Below are 17,072 nucleotides of genomic sequence, written 5' to 3' on the forward strand. Positions count from 1 at the left end.
AAAATGCTGGTTTTTAGCCCCGATTACTTCGTCAGTTCGCTTTGCTCGTGTGAAGCGACATCCTTTTCCTTTTTTCTTTAAAAAGGAAAAGATATAGCGGATAGCGGGAACAATGCTTGCTGAAAAGGCTTAATGTTTCTGCTCCCAAAAATAAATATTCGACTTTTTTTGATGAATGAGAGGGAGAATAAAATCTGTTGTATAGTTTCTTCCGATTTTTAAAAATGATTACATTTGAGATTATTTTAAATAGTAAAATATTATGAGAGGATCACATTTCGCCTATATTGGGATTTCACTTTTGCTTTTGGCAAGTTGTAAAGAGGAGGTTGAAAAACCGAAAGTGATTTATGGAGCGTCCAAAGGAGTAAGGGAGGCCGCCAAAGTGGATACCACTCAGATAGAAATTGCCGATTTGCCGATACAACTGGAAGGAACGAATTATTTGATACATCCGGTGGGGGATTTGAATGTGTTTGAAAAAGGTTCGAAAAACAGATATGGATCTTCGAGCGTGAATGATGCGAGTTTTACGATATCGAACGCTTCGGAGAATGAAATTACGGGTTATTTACAGAATCTTAAATTTCAAAGAATTGGTTCCGATTCGATAAAAGCCTTGACAGATAAGACTGTTTTGATTCAGACTGCAACTTACCTGAAAGATGTTTCTGCTAAAATAAAGAGACAAATTATGGTGTATTCAATGATGGATATTGACACCAATAAAGATGGAAAATTGGATGTGAGCGATATTACGACCTTGTATTTGAGTGATATTAGCGGAGAGAATTTTACTAAAGTTTCACCCGATTTTCAGGAACTGATAGATTGGAATTTAATCGAATCGCAAAAGCGACTGTATTTTAGAACGGTTGAAGATACCAGCAAGAATGGAAAATTTGATAGTAAAGATGTGGTGCATTACTATTATATTGACTTAACAAGTAAAGATTGGAAAGCGGAGAGTTATAATCCGATCTAGAAATCACAAAATATATTTTTTACCATTAAGATATTAAGGAAGTTAAGTATGCGTAATGCTTAATGAAACTTAATATCTTAATGGTAATTTTTTTTTAAATTTTTGATAGGTGTAATTTCTAGCTCAAAAATCCTAAATCAAAATATCGCTCTCCAAATCAGATTTTTCAATTTGGAAATCAAATCCTAGTTGTTTTACCAACTGAATCACCAAATTTTTATACCAATTCTCGGATTTGGGATGAATGTAGATTTTTTCAATTAATTGATTGATGTCTACATTGATTTTCAAACCGTCGTTTAATTTGATGTTGTCTTCGGCCACGTCAGTGATGATGCGCACTTCACGCTCGTACTGAAAACTTTTTCGTTTGAACAAAAAAGGGAAAAACATGTCGTCAAACGGAATGTATTCTTTTTTGTAATCGATATAATTGACTTCGCCAATGTATTGCTTGTGATTGTTTTCTGGGTGCAGCGCATCCTGAAGTCTTTTTACTGTGGACTGTATGGCTAATCCTTCGCTGTTTTGGGTGAAAATTTGCCACATGGCAAACGATTCATATTCATTGATGTGCCAACTACTTATGGCTACTTTTTCCCGATGTGTTTTGTAGTAATTCAAAAAATCAGGATTGTCAATGGAGAGTTTTTTGATTTCCTCAAACGTAGGTTCGCTAAAAGTACCTTCGTATTGATCCTCAAATTTATCCGACCGTGACATAAATAGTTTTCGGGAAAGCAATAAATCCAAAAACTTTGACAAATCCAGGTATTTCCACACAATGGTATCTGAATCTTCCGGAAGTTTTATGTTGGGATTGTTGAGGTACATGCTTTGTTTTTAGAAGGTTTGTAAAGTTTAGAAGGGTTATAAAATTTAGTTTATATGCTAAACTTCTAAACTTTATAACCCTTCTGTGCTTTTATGTCAAAATTAATCTATTCGAGAGACTGCATATTTACCAATTTGTTGTAAGTGCCATTCATGGCAATAAGTTCTTCGTGTTTTCCTTGTTCTACGATTTTTCCCTTTTTCATTACAACTATCAAATCAGCTTTTTGAATGGTCGAAAGACGGTGAGCAATTACAATTGAAGTTCGGTTTTGCATCATGTTTTCCAAGGCAACTTGAACGAATTTTTCGCTTTCGGTATCCAAAGCAGATGTTGCTTCGTCCAAAATCATAATAGGAGGATTTTTCAAAACAGCTCGGGCAATCGAAAGACGTTGTTTTTGCCCACCGGAAAGTTTGTTTCCTGCGTCACCAATATTGGAATAAATTCCGTTTGGTAAATCTTTGACAAATTCGTAGGCATTGGCAACTTTTAACGCTTCGATAATTTCTTCATCAGTAGCATCTGGTTTTCCAATAAGGATATTGTTTTTTATGGTATCGTTGAAAAGGATCGAATCCTGAGTCACCAAGCCAAGCAAATCACGTAAAGAAGTCAAAGTCATGTCTTTGATGTCGATACCGTCAATTTTTATATTCCCTTCCTGAACATCATAAAAACGGGTCAATAAGTTGGTAATGGTACTTTTTCCGCTACCCGACTGACCAACAAGAGCCACAGTTTTGCCTTTAGGGACTTCTAAAGAAAAATGATGCAAAACATTTTCATCTTCATACTTGAAATTGATGTTCTCAAGAGTAATGATATTGTCAAACGATTTTTTAACTATAGCGTCTGGTTTGTCGGTAATGGTGTTTTCAACTTCCAAAACTTCAAATACACGTTTTGCCGCAGCCATACCGCTTTTTACAGAATAGGTAGCTTTTGAAATTGCTTTGGCAGGAGTTAAAATATTATAGGCCAATCCCATGTATGCAAGGAATTTGGCTCCGTCCAATAAAGGTTGTCCATTTGTCAATTTTTCAACCAGTACCATATTTCCGCCATACCAAAGTAAAACGGCAATAACAACTATCCCCATGAATTCACTCATTGGTGAAGCAAGATTGTTTTTTTTGCCAATGCTGTTAGACAGATGTAATAGTCTCATGACAGAATCATTGAATTTGTTTTTGAAGCTATTCTCGGCATTGTAGCTTTTTACCACTTTCATTCCTGAAAGCGATTCTTCAACAATCGAAATTAGATGACCACCTTCGGATTGAATTCGTTCTGATTTTGATTTGAGTGATTTCCCGACTATTGAAATTAAATACCCGGAAACAGGTATGAAAACGAAGACGAAAAGCGTTAGTTTGACACTGATAACAAACATGGCAACGATGGTAAACACTATTGTCATTGGTTCTTTTACAATTAATTCTAAAATTGCAAAGAAGGAGTTTTGAACTTCGCCAACATCGCCCAGCATACGGGCCATGATGTCACCTTTTCTTTTTTCGGAATAATAGGAAACAGGAAGTTCAATAATCTTATTATACATTGTATTTCTCAAATCTTTTAAAACTCCATTTTTTAGGAGTGTTAAATGATTTGAAGCTAAATAGTTGAAAATATTTTTTAGCAAGAAAGTTGATATTACTATCGAAACGACTAAAACTAAAGCATATTGAGGACCGCTTTCTTCGGATAATTGAGAAATGTAAAAATATAAATAATCTTTGCCATATTTTGTTATGTCAAAAATGCCTTTGTAAACAGGCTCTGAAGTTACTTTTTCTGCTTTATCGAATAGCACTTGCATCATAGGAATTAATGATATAAATGATAGCGTGCTGAAAAGCGCATATAAAACATTATAAAACACATTTAAAGTTACGTGTGATTTGTAAGGCTTTATATAGGGAAATATTTTTCTTAAATTTTCGTCCATTAGTTCAACTGCATTGCAGTAATTATATTTTTAATTTTTTCGTTCAAAGTTTCTTCCACTTTGGTAAAATTGGCAACGCTGTCTAATTCGGTTTTTACGCTGATGTAAAATTTAATTTTTGGCTCAGTTCCACTTGGTCTGGCGCAAATTTTAGAACCATCTTCAGTATAATAAATCAACACATCAGATTTTGGTATATCCATTGTTTCTTCTTCGCCGGTAAACAAGTTTTTGGCTATTGATGATTTATAATCTTCTACCATTACGACTCTTTGTCCGTTGATTTCTTTCAAAGGATTTTCGCGTAGCGAAACCATCATTTGATTGATTTCGGCCAATCCTTCTTTTCCTTTTTTGGTAAGGGAAACCAAATGTTCTTTGTAGAAACCAAAGTCTACGTAATATTGTAATAAGGTGTTGTAAACCGAAGTTCCTTTGGCTTTAGCTTGAGCCGCAACTTCGCAAATCAATAAAGTGGCTGCAACCGCATCTTTATCACGAACCGCATCACCAACCATGAAACCAAAGCTTTCTTCTCCACCACCAATAAATTCCAGTTCAGGGAAATCTTTGATCATTTTGGCAATCCATTTGAAGCCGGTCAATCCTACTTTACATTCCACGCCATAAGCAGTTGCCAATTCCATGATCATTGGTGTAGAAACAATCGTAGAGCCCACAAATTGTTTTCCATTTATTTTTCCGGCTTTTTTCCATTGTTCCAATAAGAAAGCCGTCATCAAAATCATGGTTTGATTTCCGTTCAACAAAATCATTTTGCCTTCGTTGTTTCTAACAGCAACTCCCAAACGGTCACAGTCAGGGTCGGTACCCACAACGATATCGGCATTTAGTTTGTCAGCCAAAGCAAGTGCCATTGTCAAAGCTTCCGGTTCTTCTGGGTTTGGTGATTTCACTGTTGGGAAATTTCCGTCCGGTTTAGCTTGCTCCGGAACGATGTTCACGTTTTTATAACCCGCTTTTTCCAAAGTCGCAGGAACAGACATGATCGAAGTTCCGTGTAAAGAAGTAAATACAATATTCAAGTTGTCTTTGGCTTCTTGTGGAGTATTGAAACTAGCATTTTCAACCGATGATTTTACAAAAGCCTCATCGATTTCGGTATCAATATATTGTATCAATTTTTCATCAGCAGCAAAATTGATTTCGTTATAATTCAGTTTTTCGATGGCTTGGATAATTTCTCCGTCCTGCGGAGGAACAATTTGCCCGCCATCTTGCCAATACACTTTGTAACCATTGTATTCCGGCGGATTGTGTGAAGCCGTTAGTACAATACCGCATTGGCATCCTAAATATTTAAGTGCAAAAGACAATTCTGGAGTAGGTCTCAAGTCCGAAAATAAATATACCTGAATGCCATTGGCAGAGAAAACATCGGCAACCACTTTGGCCAAAGTTTGACTGTTATGACGGCAATCGTAAGCAATAACAACTTTCAAAGCCTCTCCCGGAAACACAGATTGCATATAATTGGAAAGTCCTTGAGTGTTCTTTCCAAGCGTATATTTGTTGATGCGGTTGTTCCCAACTCCCATTACACCTCGCATACCGCCCGTTCCGAATTCTAAATTTTTATAAAAGCTATCTTCTAATTCTTTTGGTGAAGTGGTCATTAATTCTTTAACCGCTACTTGTGTTTCGTTGTCGAATGTTGGTGTCAACCATTCGTTTAAAGCATCTAAAATGTTTTGAGGAATGTGCATTTTATTTTTAGTTTAAATTATTAGTCATTTTTATTAGGAGCTTCGTCCTGCTATTCGTTACAACCTTTTTTTCTTAAATCTTTTTTCCCAAGAACTGTCAGGAGCTTCCGTTGGTCGCTCTGCCCGTTCAGGAAAAAATAGATTTATTCAAAAAAGGGTTTCCACTTCTATCAGGGCTAATATGCCAAAGCGACAAGCTCAGTTTTTGTAATTAATTTATTTTTAAATTTTTTGAGGTCACAATTTGCAACTTCAAAAAATAATTTCAAGCGCTATTTTGTCACGTCCTTGCTTCCCTTTCCTTCGGAGAGGGGTCGGGGGTGAGGAATTAAAAATTCACTTCGCTGGCAACCTTGTAACGTTCCTCGTTGTGCTTGGTTCTCAAAATAATTTCTCCAAGAAATCCTGCTAAGAACAATTGTGTTCCCAAAACCATTGTTGTCAAGGAAATATAAAACCAGGGATTGTTGGTTACCAAGCTATAATGCATTCCCATATACATATGGTATAATTTCGAGGCTCCAATGTATCCCGCTGATAAAAATCCAAGAATAAACATTAAGGAACCTATTGCGCCAAATAAATGCATTGGTCTTTTTCCAAATCGGGAAAGGAACCAAATCGTAATCAAATCAAGGAAACCATTGATGAAGCGCTCCATCCCAAATTTGGTTTCACCATATTTTCTGGCTTGGTGCTGAACCACTTTTTCACCAATTCTTCCAAAACCGGCATTTTTGGCCAAAACCGGGATGTATCGGTGCATTTCCCCAGATACTTCAATGTTTTTTACGACAACATTTTTGTAGGCTTTCAATCCGCAGTTGAAATCGTTCAGTTCAACACCAGATGTTTTTCTGGCAGCCCAATTAAATAGTTTTGAAGGAAGATTTTTGGCTACAACAGAGTCGTAACGTTTCTTTTTCCAACCCGAAACCAAATCGTATTTTTCTTTGGTAATCATTTCAAACAATTCCGGAATTTCGTCAGGGCTGTCTTGTAAATCGGCATCCATGGTGATAATGACATCTCCTTTTGCCTTTGCAAAACCAGCATGCAAAGCCTGTGATTTTCCAAAATTCTTCATAAACCGAACTCCCTTTACGTTTGGATTTTCGGAGGCAAATCCAGAAATGATGTTCCAGGATTCATCAGTACTTCCGTCATCCAAGAAAATGATTTCATAACTATAATTGTTAGATTTCATTACCGAAATAATCCAAGTGTACAATTCTTGCAGTGATTCCTCTTCGTTTAGAAGCGGTATGAGTATTGATAAATTCATTATTTGTATGCTTGCTGTGTAGTGTTGCTTTTAAAGAACGCGGCCATTAATAAACCAAAAATAGAATTGAAAACAATATTGTAAACTGAACCTTTTAATAATTCAATTACTGAATAAGGGTTGTTTTCGTTTAATTTTTTCATGGCTTCATTGATGGCAGAGGTTGGGGTTCCAAATTTCTTCATCATTTCTACAGTGTATTTTGCCGTTAATTCTTTTAAAGTGTCTTTGAGAGATGGATCAATAAAATTGAACAGAATAATATTGAATAAAGTTGAAATTGCTATGCCAATAACTGCTGCAATAAAATAAGTGGTAAAAGCATCTTTGTAAGGAAAAACCCCTTTCAAGTCTTTTTTTGTTTTTACCAATAAAACAATAGAAATGATAATATAGATCCCAATAATGGATGCTCCAAGCCAACCTGAAATAAAAAGATTGATGTTTACAGCATATATTGTTGCTGTTATTAGTGCTGAAACAATTCCGATTAGTACCCCGAAACTTATTCCGTTTCTTTTTACAATTTCATTTACCATTAGTAATAGATTTTAAATAATCCACAAATATAGTAATTCCCAAAATATGGGAGTGTAAAAAATGATTTTTACGATGATATAAAAAAACTAATGCAAAGGTTTGTATATTAAAAAATAAGTGTAAATTTGCAAACTCAAAATAATAAAGTAAAAACAAAAAGTTATAGTGGGTCTATACCTTTTCTGTAAGAAGAAAAGCTTCAAGGCAAATTATAATTAACAAATAAAAAAGATTCAAGATGAAAAAAGGTGTACACCCAGAAAATTACAGATTAGTTGCTTTTAAAGACATGTCAAATGACGAAGTTTTTATCACTAAATCTACTGCTGAGACTAGAGAAACTATTATTCACGAAGGTGTTGAATATCCAGTTGTAAAAATGGAGATTTCTAGAACTTCTCACCCTTTTTACACAGGTAAATCTAAACTTATCGATACTGCTGGACGTATTGATAAATTCAAAACTAAATACGCTAAACACGTTAAATAATTTTAGTGTGTTCAAACACATAAAAAGCCTCGCATTTTGCGGGGCTTTTTTTATGGGAAATTACTAAAATATTTTAGCTGTGTGTAGTCTCTTACTTCCTTAAACATTAAAATTAGTTGTAACTTTGCGGCCGATAACCAAATCAGATTTAAACGATTTATAATTTAATTTATGAACTACATACTTTTTGACGGCCCCGCTCGAAATGCTTTGTTGCCATTTACTTTTACCCGTCCAGTAGCTGATGTTCTTGTAGGAATTATGACGATTCGCCAGAAATGGGAAGCGCATTTAGGTTCTACCACAACAACAGTTACAGAGGAGTATTTGTCGGAGAAATTTCCAATGGTTGAATTGGAAGAAAATGTAATGATTAACGCTTCCTATCTGCCCAATTCAGTTTTGGTGGAAATGATTACTAATTTAGGGCCTGATCAGGCTATTTTTAGAGGAGAAGATGTTATCGCTTTTTATACAAAAGGCGAACAGGAATCAGTAGATTTTGATACTTACGAGATTCTGGAATACAATGATGATTGCATTACGATAGAGCGTACTTGGGATATTTTTTCTAAGAATGATGAAGCAATCCGTGAAGATTTTGAGTTTTTGACTGAGAATAAAAAGTCACAGCCAATACCTCAAAGTGTAAATGTAATTGCTCCAGAGAATATTTTTATTGAAGAAGGGGCAAAATTAGAATTTGTTACTTTGAATGCGTCAACAGGTCCAATATATATAGGTAAAGATTCTGAAATAATGGAAGGTGCTGTTATACGTGGACCATTTGCTTTAGGTAACAATGCACAGGTGAAAATGGGATCCAAAATTTATGGTGCAACTACCGTTGGTCCTCATTCCCGAATAGGAGGTGAGGTTAAGAATGCGGTTATTTTTGCTAATTCCAATAAGGGACATGAAGGATACCTTGGTGATTCTGTTTTAGGGGAATGGTGTAACATTGGCGCTGATAGTAATAACTCGAACCTAAAAAACAATTACGAAGAAGTGAAATTGTGGAGTTACGAAACCGAGAGTTTTGTCAAAACAGGTCTTCAGTTTTGCGGATTGATGATGGGAGATCACAGTAAATGCGGAATCAATACTATGTTCAATACCGGAACTGTAGTAGGGGTGAGTGCTAATATTTTTGGAAGTGGTTTTCCTCGTAATTTTGTGCCGAGTTTTTCTTGGGGTGGTGCAACCGGATTTACGACTTATGTGACCAAAAAAGCTTTTGAAACGGCAAGATTGGTTATGGGGCGCAGAGGTGTTGAATTTGATGAAAAAGAAGCTGCTATTTTACAGCATGTTTTTGATGAATCTAAAAAATGGAGAAATGACTAATTTAATTCAATGAATTAGTCAATTTGATAATTAGATAATGCTCCGCGAAGTTAAATGCTTTGCGGAGTTTTTTTTGTTTTAAGCATAAAATGGGTCAATTATCAAATTGACACATTTTCTAATTGCCTAATTATCTAATTAATCTATCTTTGCACCTTCAAAAAAAATACCTGTTGAGATTTTAAAAATCAAAGCAGTCTAAAATCTAAAAGTCTAAATGATTACAATTAACGATATTTCGGTTCAATTTGGTGGTACAACTCTTTTTAGTGATGTTTCTTTTGCTATAAATGAAAATGATAAGATTGCCCTTATGGGGAAAAATGGTGCTGGTAAATCAACACTTTTGAAGATTATTGCGGGTGAAAGTAAGCCTTCTACGGGTGGTGTTTCTGTTCCGAAAGAAGCGGTTGTTGCTTATTTGCCTCAGCATTTGTTGACCAAAGACAATGCTACGGTGATGGAAGAGGCTTCGAAAGCTTTTAGCGAAATTTTTAGCATGAAAGCCGAAATTGATGATATAAATGAGCAATTGACTGTTCGTACCGATTACGAAAGTGATGCTTATATGAAATTAATCGAAAGAGTTTCGGACTTAAGCGAGAAATTTTATGCTATCGAAGAGGTGAATTATGAGGCTGAAGTTGAGAAAATATTGATGGGACTTGGATTTGTTCGTGAAGATTTTACGCGTCAAACATCTGAGTTTTCAGGAGGTTGGAGAATGCGAATTGAATTGGCTAAAATTCTTTTACGTAAACCCGATTTGATTTTGCTGGATGAGCCTACAAACCACATGGATATTGAAAGTATTCAGTGGTTGGAAGATTTCTTGATTAATTCAGCTAAAGCGGTTGTGGTAATTTCGCACGACAGGGCTTTTGTTGATAATATTACGAATCGTACGATTGAAGTAACGATGGGGCGTATTTATGATTACAAAGCTAAATACTCTCATTATTTGGAATTGAGAAAAGACCGTCGTATTCACCAGCAAAAAGCGTATGACGAGCAACAAAAAATGATTGCTGATAATCGTGCTTTTATTGAGCGTTTTAGAGGGACTTTTTCAAAAACAGATGCTGTTCAGTCACGTGTTAGAATGCTTGAAAAATTAGAAATAGTTCAAGTAGATGAGGTGGATACTTCTGCTTTGCGATTAAAATTTCCTCCGTCAGCGCGTTCAGGGCAATATCCTGTTATTGTGAAAGAAATGTCGAAATCCTATGGAGATCATGTGGTTTTTAAAGATGCCAATATTGTGATTGAAAGAGGGCAGAAGGTTGCTTTTGTCGGGAAAAATGGAGAAGGAAAATCAACAATGATCAAAGCTATTATGAAGGAAATTGGCGTTGATAGTGGTTCTGTCGAAATTGGACACAATTCTCAAATTGGTTATTTTGCGCAGAATCAGGCTTCATTGTTGGATGAGAATGCTACTATTTTTGAAACTATCGATGCAATTGCAGTAGGTGATATTAGAACTCAAATTAAAAATATTTTGGGAGCTTTCATGTTTCAGGGAGATGATATTACTAAGAAAGTTAAAGTGCTTTCCGGTGGAGAGAAAACACGTTTGGCTATGATTAAATTATTGCTTGAGCCTGTGAATTTACTTATTCTGGATGAGCCTTCAAATCATTTGGATATGAAAACCAAAGATATCATTAAGGATGCTTTGCGTGATTTTGACGGAACTTTAATTTTGGTTTCTCACGATCGTGATTTTCTTGACGGGCTGGCAACAAAAGTTTTTGAATTTGGAAACAAACGTGTTGTTGAGCATTTTGAAGATATTACCGGTTTCTTGGCTCACAAGAAAATGGATAGCATGAAAGAAATTGAAAAATAATTTTCAATTCTAAGAAAAAAGGCAGAAGAAATAAAACTTCTGCCTTTTTTTATGGTTTTAAATTCGTATTCCTGCCGGAAGTAATTCTTTGTAGATTGGATTCTTTTTAAAGAAAACAACAATTTTTGGATGAATGGGAACTACTCTTGCTTTCTTCTCAATAGCGATTTCCATAATGTTTTTTAGGAAATTGGTAATAAACTCTTCGTCATTGTAATCCTTGGGAACGTTGATCTTGGTTAGGAATAATTTTTTTTCCTGAATCGAATATTCAACAGAAATTATTCCGGATTCTACTTTTGTTTCGAATTGTTGTGCAAAAGTATTGTCTTTAATTTCTAATTTTATAGTGGCTTCCATTTTGGTTTTATTGATTGAAATGAAGACTTTTTTAAATAATATGCAAAGATAATCATTTGGTAATCAGTTATGATTGTTTTTTGTGTTTTATTGCAAAGCAAAGTTTTGTAAAAAATGAATTTACTACTGTATTTTGTTTTGATATTTGTTTGAAATAGGTCTCAAAATGGGAATAAAAATATTTAATTTTAAGAGCGATTTGACGAATATGTGTATTGAATAATACAAAGTTAGTTATGGACAAGATTCCTGTTTATTTTATGCCGGGTTTGGCGGCAAGTTCCGCGATTTTTGAAAGAATAAGGCTTCCTGAATCCGAATTTGAAATGTTTTTTTTGGAGTGGGAAATTCCAAAGGAAAAGGAGTCTTTGTCGAATTACGCCAAGCGGATGGTGGGAAAGATTAAACATGAAAATCCGGTTTTGATAGGAGTTTCTTTTGGAGGTATTTTGGTTCAGGAAATGAAACGTTTTATTCCTACCCGCAAAGTTATAATTATATCCAGTGTAAAGAGTAATTTGGAATTTCCTAAAAGAATACAGATTGCCAAAAAGACGAAGGCCTATAAGTTAATTCCGGTAAGTTTTGCTCAAAATATTGAAAGTTTTGCCCGATTTTCTTTTGGAAAAAAGGTGAATGAAAGGCTGAAATTGTACGAAAAATTCCTTTCGGTGCGAAACGAGCATTATTTAGATTGGGCTATTGAGCAGGTTGTTTTGTGGGATAGAAATGTGGTTGATCACGAAGTGGTACATTTACACGGAGATGTCGATGATATTTTTCCAATTAAAAATATAGAGGATTGTATAGTTGTAAAAGGAGGTAGTCATATAATGATTTTAACAAAATACAAATGGTTGAATTTGAATTTGCCTAAAATTATTTTGGGCCAAAAGTATGAAGTGTAAGAATTGGGATTAAAATATATTATAGAGTCATATTATGTGTGGCTCTTTTTTTATTAAAGTGTTTTTACCAAATTTTCATTGATATCTTTGCTGAAGTAATTGTAACTGTTGGTTATGGCTTCTTTGATAGGGGCCTTTATTTTTGTTTTGTAGTTAAAATGTTTGATAGCTATGACATTTTTATCTTCGTCAAGAAAGATTGAGGTAGGGAAGCCTAAAGTGTGCTTGATGGTAGCTACAATATGAGAATCTTTCGAATAGTATTCGTTCGCATAACATACTTTAATGTGCTCGTTAAATTTGTTGGCGATATTTTTTATGTCCTTTTTTTTGTCCCAAAAAACTACAATAAATTGCAGGTCGTCGCGATGCTCTTTGGCTAATATATTTAAAGCGGGGATCTCTCCTTTGGGAATTACACACCAAGAAGCGTATGTTATAATAAAAACAGATTTTTGGATTCGGTTTATTTTTACGTTTTTGTCTTTATAGACTTTTAAGTTGAAATCGTCAAACTTTGTCCCTATTAGCTTGTTTTTTACCAAAGAATCAAAAAGAATCTTTCCTTCTTCAATCTCTCTTTTTTCGTAAGCTTTGTTGCTTGCTTTTTTATAGGGATTAATGTTCTCTTTTATGGCATCAGATAGGTATGTGATCTTGTCTTGGCTATAGGAAGTAGTCAAGGACAGAAACAAGATTAATGTGTATAAGAAACTGCGCATAAATCACTTAGGGGGCTGAAATGATGTGCTAATGTACTCCTTTGTTCTGAATAATACAAAAATGACGTTGAATAGTAAATTAATCCGATGTAATGCATTAACATGAAAAAACCATCCGTGTTTTAGGATGGTTTTTGGAATATGATAGAATAAAGAATTAATCAGGGATTATATTTTCTTCATTTGTTCTTTCATCATGGCGATTTGATCTTTAAGCATGTTTTGCTTATCTAATTTCTTTGCTTCGTTTAATAAAGCGGTTGCTTCTAGTTTTCTTCTGCGGGACATAGCGACACCGGCTAGGTTTAATTTGGCTACAGCCAAATCCATGTCCATGGATAATCCAAGTTCGATAGCTTTTTTGAAATGTTTTTCGGCTTGGTTGATGTTTGTTTGCGAAAGCATGATTCCATGTAGGTAGTTAAAATATCCTTGTTGTTTTCTAACCAAAGCGGTTTCTGGATTTTTGATGTATGCCAGCCATTTTTTGGCTCCTGCAAAATCTTGTTTTCTTAATTTTAAAAAGGCAAGTAGAATAAATTCGTTTTTGAAATAAAGAAAAATTGGGATTGCAGACAATAATATAAGGAAAATTCCGTTTCCTACAGAGTCATCGACAATCTCGTAAACGCCAGCAACTACAAGAAGTCCGGCTAGAATAAGTTTTATAATTTTATTAAACATAATTGATGTATATTTGTGGCTGCAAAGATAGTAAAAGGATTTAAAAATATTTTTTAAAAACTACTTGCCAGAAAAAAAAGTCTTTGTATATTTGCACTCGGTTTTGAAATAAGCAAAACCTAAAAAGAAAAAGATACTATAATTAAGATTTAAATATACAAAGCAATGAGCAAAAGAACGTTTCAACCATCGAAAAGAAAAAGAAGAAATAAACACGGATTTATGGATAGAATGGCTTCTGCTAATGGAAGAAAAGTTCTAGCGCGTAGAAGAGCTAAAGGAAGACATAAATTGACTGTTTCTAGCGAAACTAGACACAAAAAATAATGTTTGTATAAACATCTATAAGGCGTTACTTTTTTTAGTATCGCCTTTTTTTATACCCAAGCGGTACTGCTTTATTAAGTTTGAAATTTGTGTTTTTCTAACAAATGTCATGCTTTAAGTGATAAAATCAAAAACAACTACAATACATAATAAAATGCCAAAAGACACATCAATTAAATCAGTTTTAATAATAGGTTCAGGTCCGATAGTAATTGGTCAAGCTTGTGAATTTGATTATGCAGGTTCACAATCAGCACGTTCTATTCGCGAAGAAGGAATTGAAGTAATCTTAATCAATTCCAATCCTGCAACGATTATGACCGACCCATCTATGGCGGACCATGTTTATTTAAAGCCATTAACGACAAAGTCTATTGTTGAAATCCTTAAAGAACATCCACAGATTGATGCAGTACTTCCAACAATGGGAGGACAAACGGCTTTGAACCTGTGTTTGGAAGCTGAAGAAAAAGGGATTTGGCAAGATTTTGGAGTAAGATTGATCGGGGTAGATGTTAATGCTATCAATATTACCGAGGACAGAGAGCAATTCAAACAGCTTTTGGAAAGAATTAACGTTCCTACCGCTCCAGCAAAAACAGCTACATCTTATTTACAAGGAAAAGAGATTGCACAGGAATTTGGTTTCCCATTGGTTATCCGTCCTTCGTTTACTTTGGGAGGAACCGGGGCAGCTGTTGTTTACAAAAAAGAAGATTTTGATGAGCTTTTGACAAGAGGTTTGGAAGCATCTCCAATTCACGAAGTTTTGATTGACAAAGCTTTAATGGGTTGGAAGGAATATGAATTAGAATTATTGAGAGATAAAAATGACAACGTAGTTATTATTTGTTCTATTGAAAATATGGATCCAATGGGAATCCACACTGGGGATTCGATCACGGTTGCACCGGCAATGACTTTGTCTGATACAACTTTCCAAAAATTGCGTGACTATGCAATATTGATGATGCGTAGTATCGGAAACTTTGCTGGAGGATGTAACGTACAGTTTGCTGTTTCTCCAGACGAAAAAGAAGATATCGTGGCTATCGAAATCAACCCTCGTGTGTCTCGTTCATCAGCTTTGGCATCAAAAGCAACTGGATATCCAATTGCGAAAATTGCTTCTAAGCTTGCTCTTGGATACAATCTTGATGAATTGTTAAACCAAATCACAAAATCAACTTCGGCTCTTTTTGAACCTACTTTGGATTATGTGATTGTGAAAATACCGCGTTGGAACTTTGATAAATTCGAAGGTGCTGACAGAACTTTGGGACTTCAAATGAAATCGGTAGGTGAGGTAATGGGAATTGGGCGTTCGTTCCAGGAAGCACTTCACAAAGCGACTCAATCCCTTGAAATTAAAAGAAACGGAATTGGTGCTGACGGAAAAGGATATAAAAATTATGAGCAAATTATCGAGAAACTGACTTATGCGAGTTGGGATCGTGTTTTCGTGATTTATGATGCAATTGCAATGGGAATTCCATTGAGCCGCATCCACGAAATCACAAAAATCGATATGTGGTTCTTGAAACAATACGAAGAGCTTTATATTTTGGAAAAAGAAATTTCCGGATACAAGGTAGATACTTTGCCACGTGAATTATTGCTTGAAGCAAAACAAAAAGGTTTTGCCGACAGACAGATTGCTCACATGATGAGTTGTGTGGAAAGTGATGTTCACAATTTGCGTATGTCAATGAACATCAATCGTGTGTTTAAATTGGTTGATACTTGTGCAGCCGAATTTAAAGCGCAAACCCCTTATTATTACTCTACTTTCGAAGCTGAAATTGAAAAAGCAAACGGAGAGCGTTATGTTGATAACGAAAGTATCGTAACTGATAGAAAGAAAATAATTGTTCTTGGTTCAGGACCAAACAGAATTGGACAAGGAATCGAGTTTGATTACTCTTGTGTACACGGAGTTCTTGCTTCAAAAGAATGTGGTTATGAAACGATCATGATCAACTGTAACCCTGAGACGGTTTCGACTGACTTTGATACAGCTGATAAATTATACTTCGAGCCAGTATTCTGGGAGCATATTTATGACATCATCAAACACGAAAAACCAGAAGGTGTAATCGTTCAATTAGGAGGTCAGACTGCATTGAAATTGGCTGAAAAATTATCGAAATATGGTGTAAAAATCATCGGAACGAGTTTTGATGCCTTGGATTTAGCCGAGGACAGAGGACGTTTCTCTGATTTATTGACAGAGTTACATATTCCTTTCCCTAAATTCGGAATTGCAGAAACGGCTGATGAGGCTTCTAAACTAGCAGATTCTTTGGACTTCCCATTATTGATTCGTCCTTCTTATGTATTAGGGGGTCAAGGGATGAAAATCGTAATCAACAAACAAGAGTTAGAAGAGCACGTAATCGACTTGTTGAAAACGATTCCAGGAAATAAATTATTGCTAGATCACTATTTGGACGGAGCTATCGAAGCAGAAGCTGATGCGATTTGTGATGCTGACGGTAATGTTTATATCATCGGAATTATGGAGCATATCGAGCCTTGTGGAGTTCACTCTGGGGATAGTAATGCTACATTGCCTCCTTTTAACTTAGGAGAATTCGTGATGCAACAAATAAAAGACCATACGCATAAAATTGCCAGAGCTTTAAAAACTGTAGGTTTAATCAATATCCAGTTTGCGATAAAAGACGATATTGTTTACATCATTGAGGCGAATCCTAGAGCTTCAAGAACGGTTCCGTTTATTGCAAAAGCTTATGGTGAACCTTATGTGAACTATGCTACCAAAGTAATGTTAGGGCACAGCAAAGTAACCGACTTCGATTTCAATCCACAATTGAAAGGATTTGCGATCAAACAACCGGTTTTCTCTTTCAGCAAATTCCCGAATGTAAACAAAGCATTAGGACCAGAGATGAAATCTACAGGAGAAAGCATCTTGTTTATCGATGACTTGAAAGACGATCAATTCTACGAATTGTACTCTAGAAGAAAAATGTATTTGAGCAAATAATCTCAAATCTATAAATATGAAAAAGCCCCAGTTTTGGGGCTTTTTT

15 protein-coding genes are annotated in these 17,072 nt (G+C 35.2%); 7 read left to right on the forward strand and 8 right to left on the reverse strand.

Annotated elements, in window-relative coordinates:
- Positions 1-262: 262 nt before the first annotated feature.
- The gene (locus tag OZP12_RS06575) at positions 263-985 is read left to right on the forward strand and encodes a hypothetical protein (RefSeq protein WP_281228257.1); all 723 of its coding nucleotides are present in this window, start codon (positions 263-265) and stop codon (positions 983-985) included.
- A 132-nt stretch (positions 986-1,117) separates the two neighbouring features.
- Here the strand turns inward: OZP12_RS06575 and OZP12_RS06580 are convergent, their stop codons facing one another.
- The 5 genes from OZP12_RS06580 to OZP12_RS06600 form a co-directional block, all read right to left on the reverse strand.
- Positions 1,118-1,819 (reverse strand): DUF2971 domain-containing protein, encoded by a 702-nt coding sequence (locus tag OZP12_RS06580; RefSeq protein WP_281228258.1) that lies wholly within the window; start codon positions 1,817-1,819, stop codon positions 1,118-1,120.
- A 107-nt stretch (positions 1,820-1,926) separates the two neighbouring features.
- Entirely contained in the window at positions 1,927-3,774 is a 1,848-nt protein-coding gene (locus OZP12_RS06585; protein WP_281228259.1) for an ABC transporter ATP-binding protein, read from the reverse strand.
- A complete protein-coding gene (locus OZP12_RS06590; RefSeq protein ID WP_281228260.1) occupies positions 3,774-5,501 on the reverse strand; it encodes a phospho-sugar mutase in 1,728 nt (575 codons plus the stop codon). The genes OZP12_RS06585 and OZP12_RS06590 overlap by 1 nt, the downstream gene beginning before the upstream one ends.
- A 328-nt stretch (positions 5,502-5,829) precedes the next feature.
- A complete protein-coding gene (locus OZP12_RS06595; RefSeq protein WP_281228261.1) occupies positions 5,830-6,786 on the reverse strand; it encodes a glycosyltransferase family 2 protein in 957 nt (318 codons plus the stop codon).
- Complete coding sequence (locus tag OZP12_RS06600) at positions 6,786-7,325, reverse strand: DUF4199 domain-containing protein (protein ID WP_281228262.1); 540 nt, start codon at positions 7,323-7,325, stop codon at positions 6,786-6,788. Before OZP12_RS06600 ends, OZP12_RS06595 begins: the two co-directional genes overlap by 1 nt.
- 239 nt (positions 7,326-7,564) lie before the next feature.
- Here OZP12_RS06600 and OZP12_RS06605 point away from each other — a divergent pair, with 239 nt between their 5' ends.
- The 3 genes from OZP12_RS06605 to OZP12_RS06615 all read left to right on the forward strand — a co-directional run bounded on the left by OZP12_RS06605 (position 7,565) and on the right by OZP12_RS06615 (position 11,015).
- Positions 7,565-7,816 carry a type B 50S ribosomal protein L31 gene (locus OZP12_RS06605; protein WP_281228263.1) on the forward strand — a complete coding sequence of 84 codons (252 nt, stop codon included), beginning with the start codon at positions 7,565-7,567 and terminating at the stop codon, positions 7,814-7,816.
- A 171-nt stretch (positions 7,817-7,987) separates the two neighbouring features.
- Entirely contained in the window at positions 7,988-9,163 is a 1,176-nt protein-coding gene (locus tag OZP12_RS06610; RefSeq protein WP_281228264.1) for a GlmU family protein, read from the forward strand.
- Positions 9,164-9,380: 217 nt separating this feature from the next.
- Positions 9,381-11,015: an ABC-F family ATP-binding cassette domain-containing protein gene (locus OZP12_RS06615; RefSeq protein ID WP_281228265.1), complete on the forward strand. Its 1,635-nt coding sequence runs from the start codon at positions 9,381-9,383 to the stop codon at positions 11,013-11,015.
- Positions 11,016-11,072: 57 nt separating this feature from the next.
- Here OZP12_RS06615 and OZP12_RS06620 read toward each other — a convergent pair whose 3' ends face one another.
- Positions 11,073-11,375 (reverse strand): GNAT family N-acetyltransferase, encoded by a 303-nt coding sequence (locus tag OZP12_RS06620; protein WP_281228266.1) that lies wholly within the window; start codon positions 11,373-11,375, stop codon positions 11,073-11,075.
- A gap of 236 nt (positions 11,376-11,611) precedes the next feature.
- Between OZP12_RS06620 and OZP12_RS06625 the strand changes: the two genes are divergently transcribed.
- Positions 11,612-12,283, forward strand: coding sequence for an alpha/beta hydrolase (locus OZP12_RS06625; RefSeq protein ID WP_281228267.1), 672 nt, complete (start codon positions 11,612-11,614; stop codon positions 12,281-12,283).
- A gap of 53 nt (positions 12,284-12,336) precedes the next feature.
- On the opposite strand, the gene OZP12_RS06630 is transcribed toward OZP12_RS06625, so the two are convergent.
- Complete coding sequence (locus tag OZP12_RS06630; RefSeq protein ID WP_281228268.1) at positions 12,337-13,005, reverse strand: TlpA family protein disulfide reductase; 669 nt, start codon at positions 13,003-13,005, stop codon at positions 12,337-12,339.
- A 168-nt stretch (positions 13,006-13,173) separates the two neighbouring features.
- Positions 13,174-13,689, reverse strand: a complete 516-nt coding sequence (locus OZP12_RS06635; RefSeq protein ID WP_281228270.1) for a DUF2892 domain-containing protein — start codon at positions 13,687-13,689, stop codon at positions 13,174-13,176.
- A 165-nt stretch (positions 13,690-13,854) separates the two neighbouring features.
- Here OZP12_RS06635 and rpmH point away from each other — a divergent pair, with 165 nt between their 5' ends.
- Both rpmH and carB read left to right on the forward strand, forming a co-directional pair.
- A complete protein-coding gene (rpmH, locus tag OZP12_RS06640; protein ID WP_281228271.1) occupies positions 13,855-14,016 on the forward strand; it encodes a 50S ribosomal protein L34 in 162 nt (53 codons plus the stop codon).
- A 154-nt stretch (positions 14,017-14,170) separates the two neighbouring features.
- Positions 14,171-17,026, forward strand: a complete 2,856-nt coding sequence (gene carB, locus OZP12_RS06645; RefSeq protein ID WP_281228272.1) for a carbamoyl-phosphate synthase large subunit — start codon at positions 14,171-14,173, stop codon at positions 17,024-17,026.
- Positions 17,027-17,072: the final 46 nt, after the last annotated feature.

The sequence above is a fragment of the Flavobacterium aquiphilum genome, from assembly GCF_027111335.1.
GTDB lineage: Bacteria > Bacteroidota > Bacteroidia > Flavobacteriales > Flavobacteriaceae > Flavobacterium > Flavobacterium aquiphilum.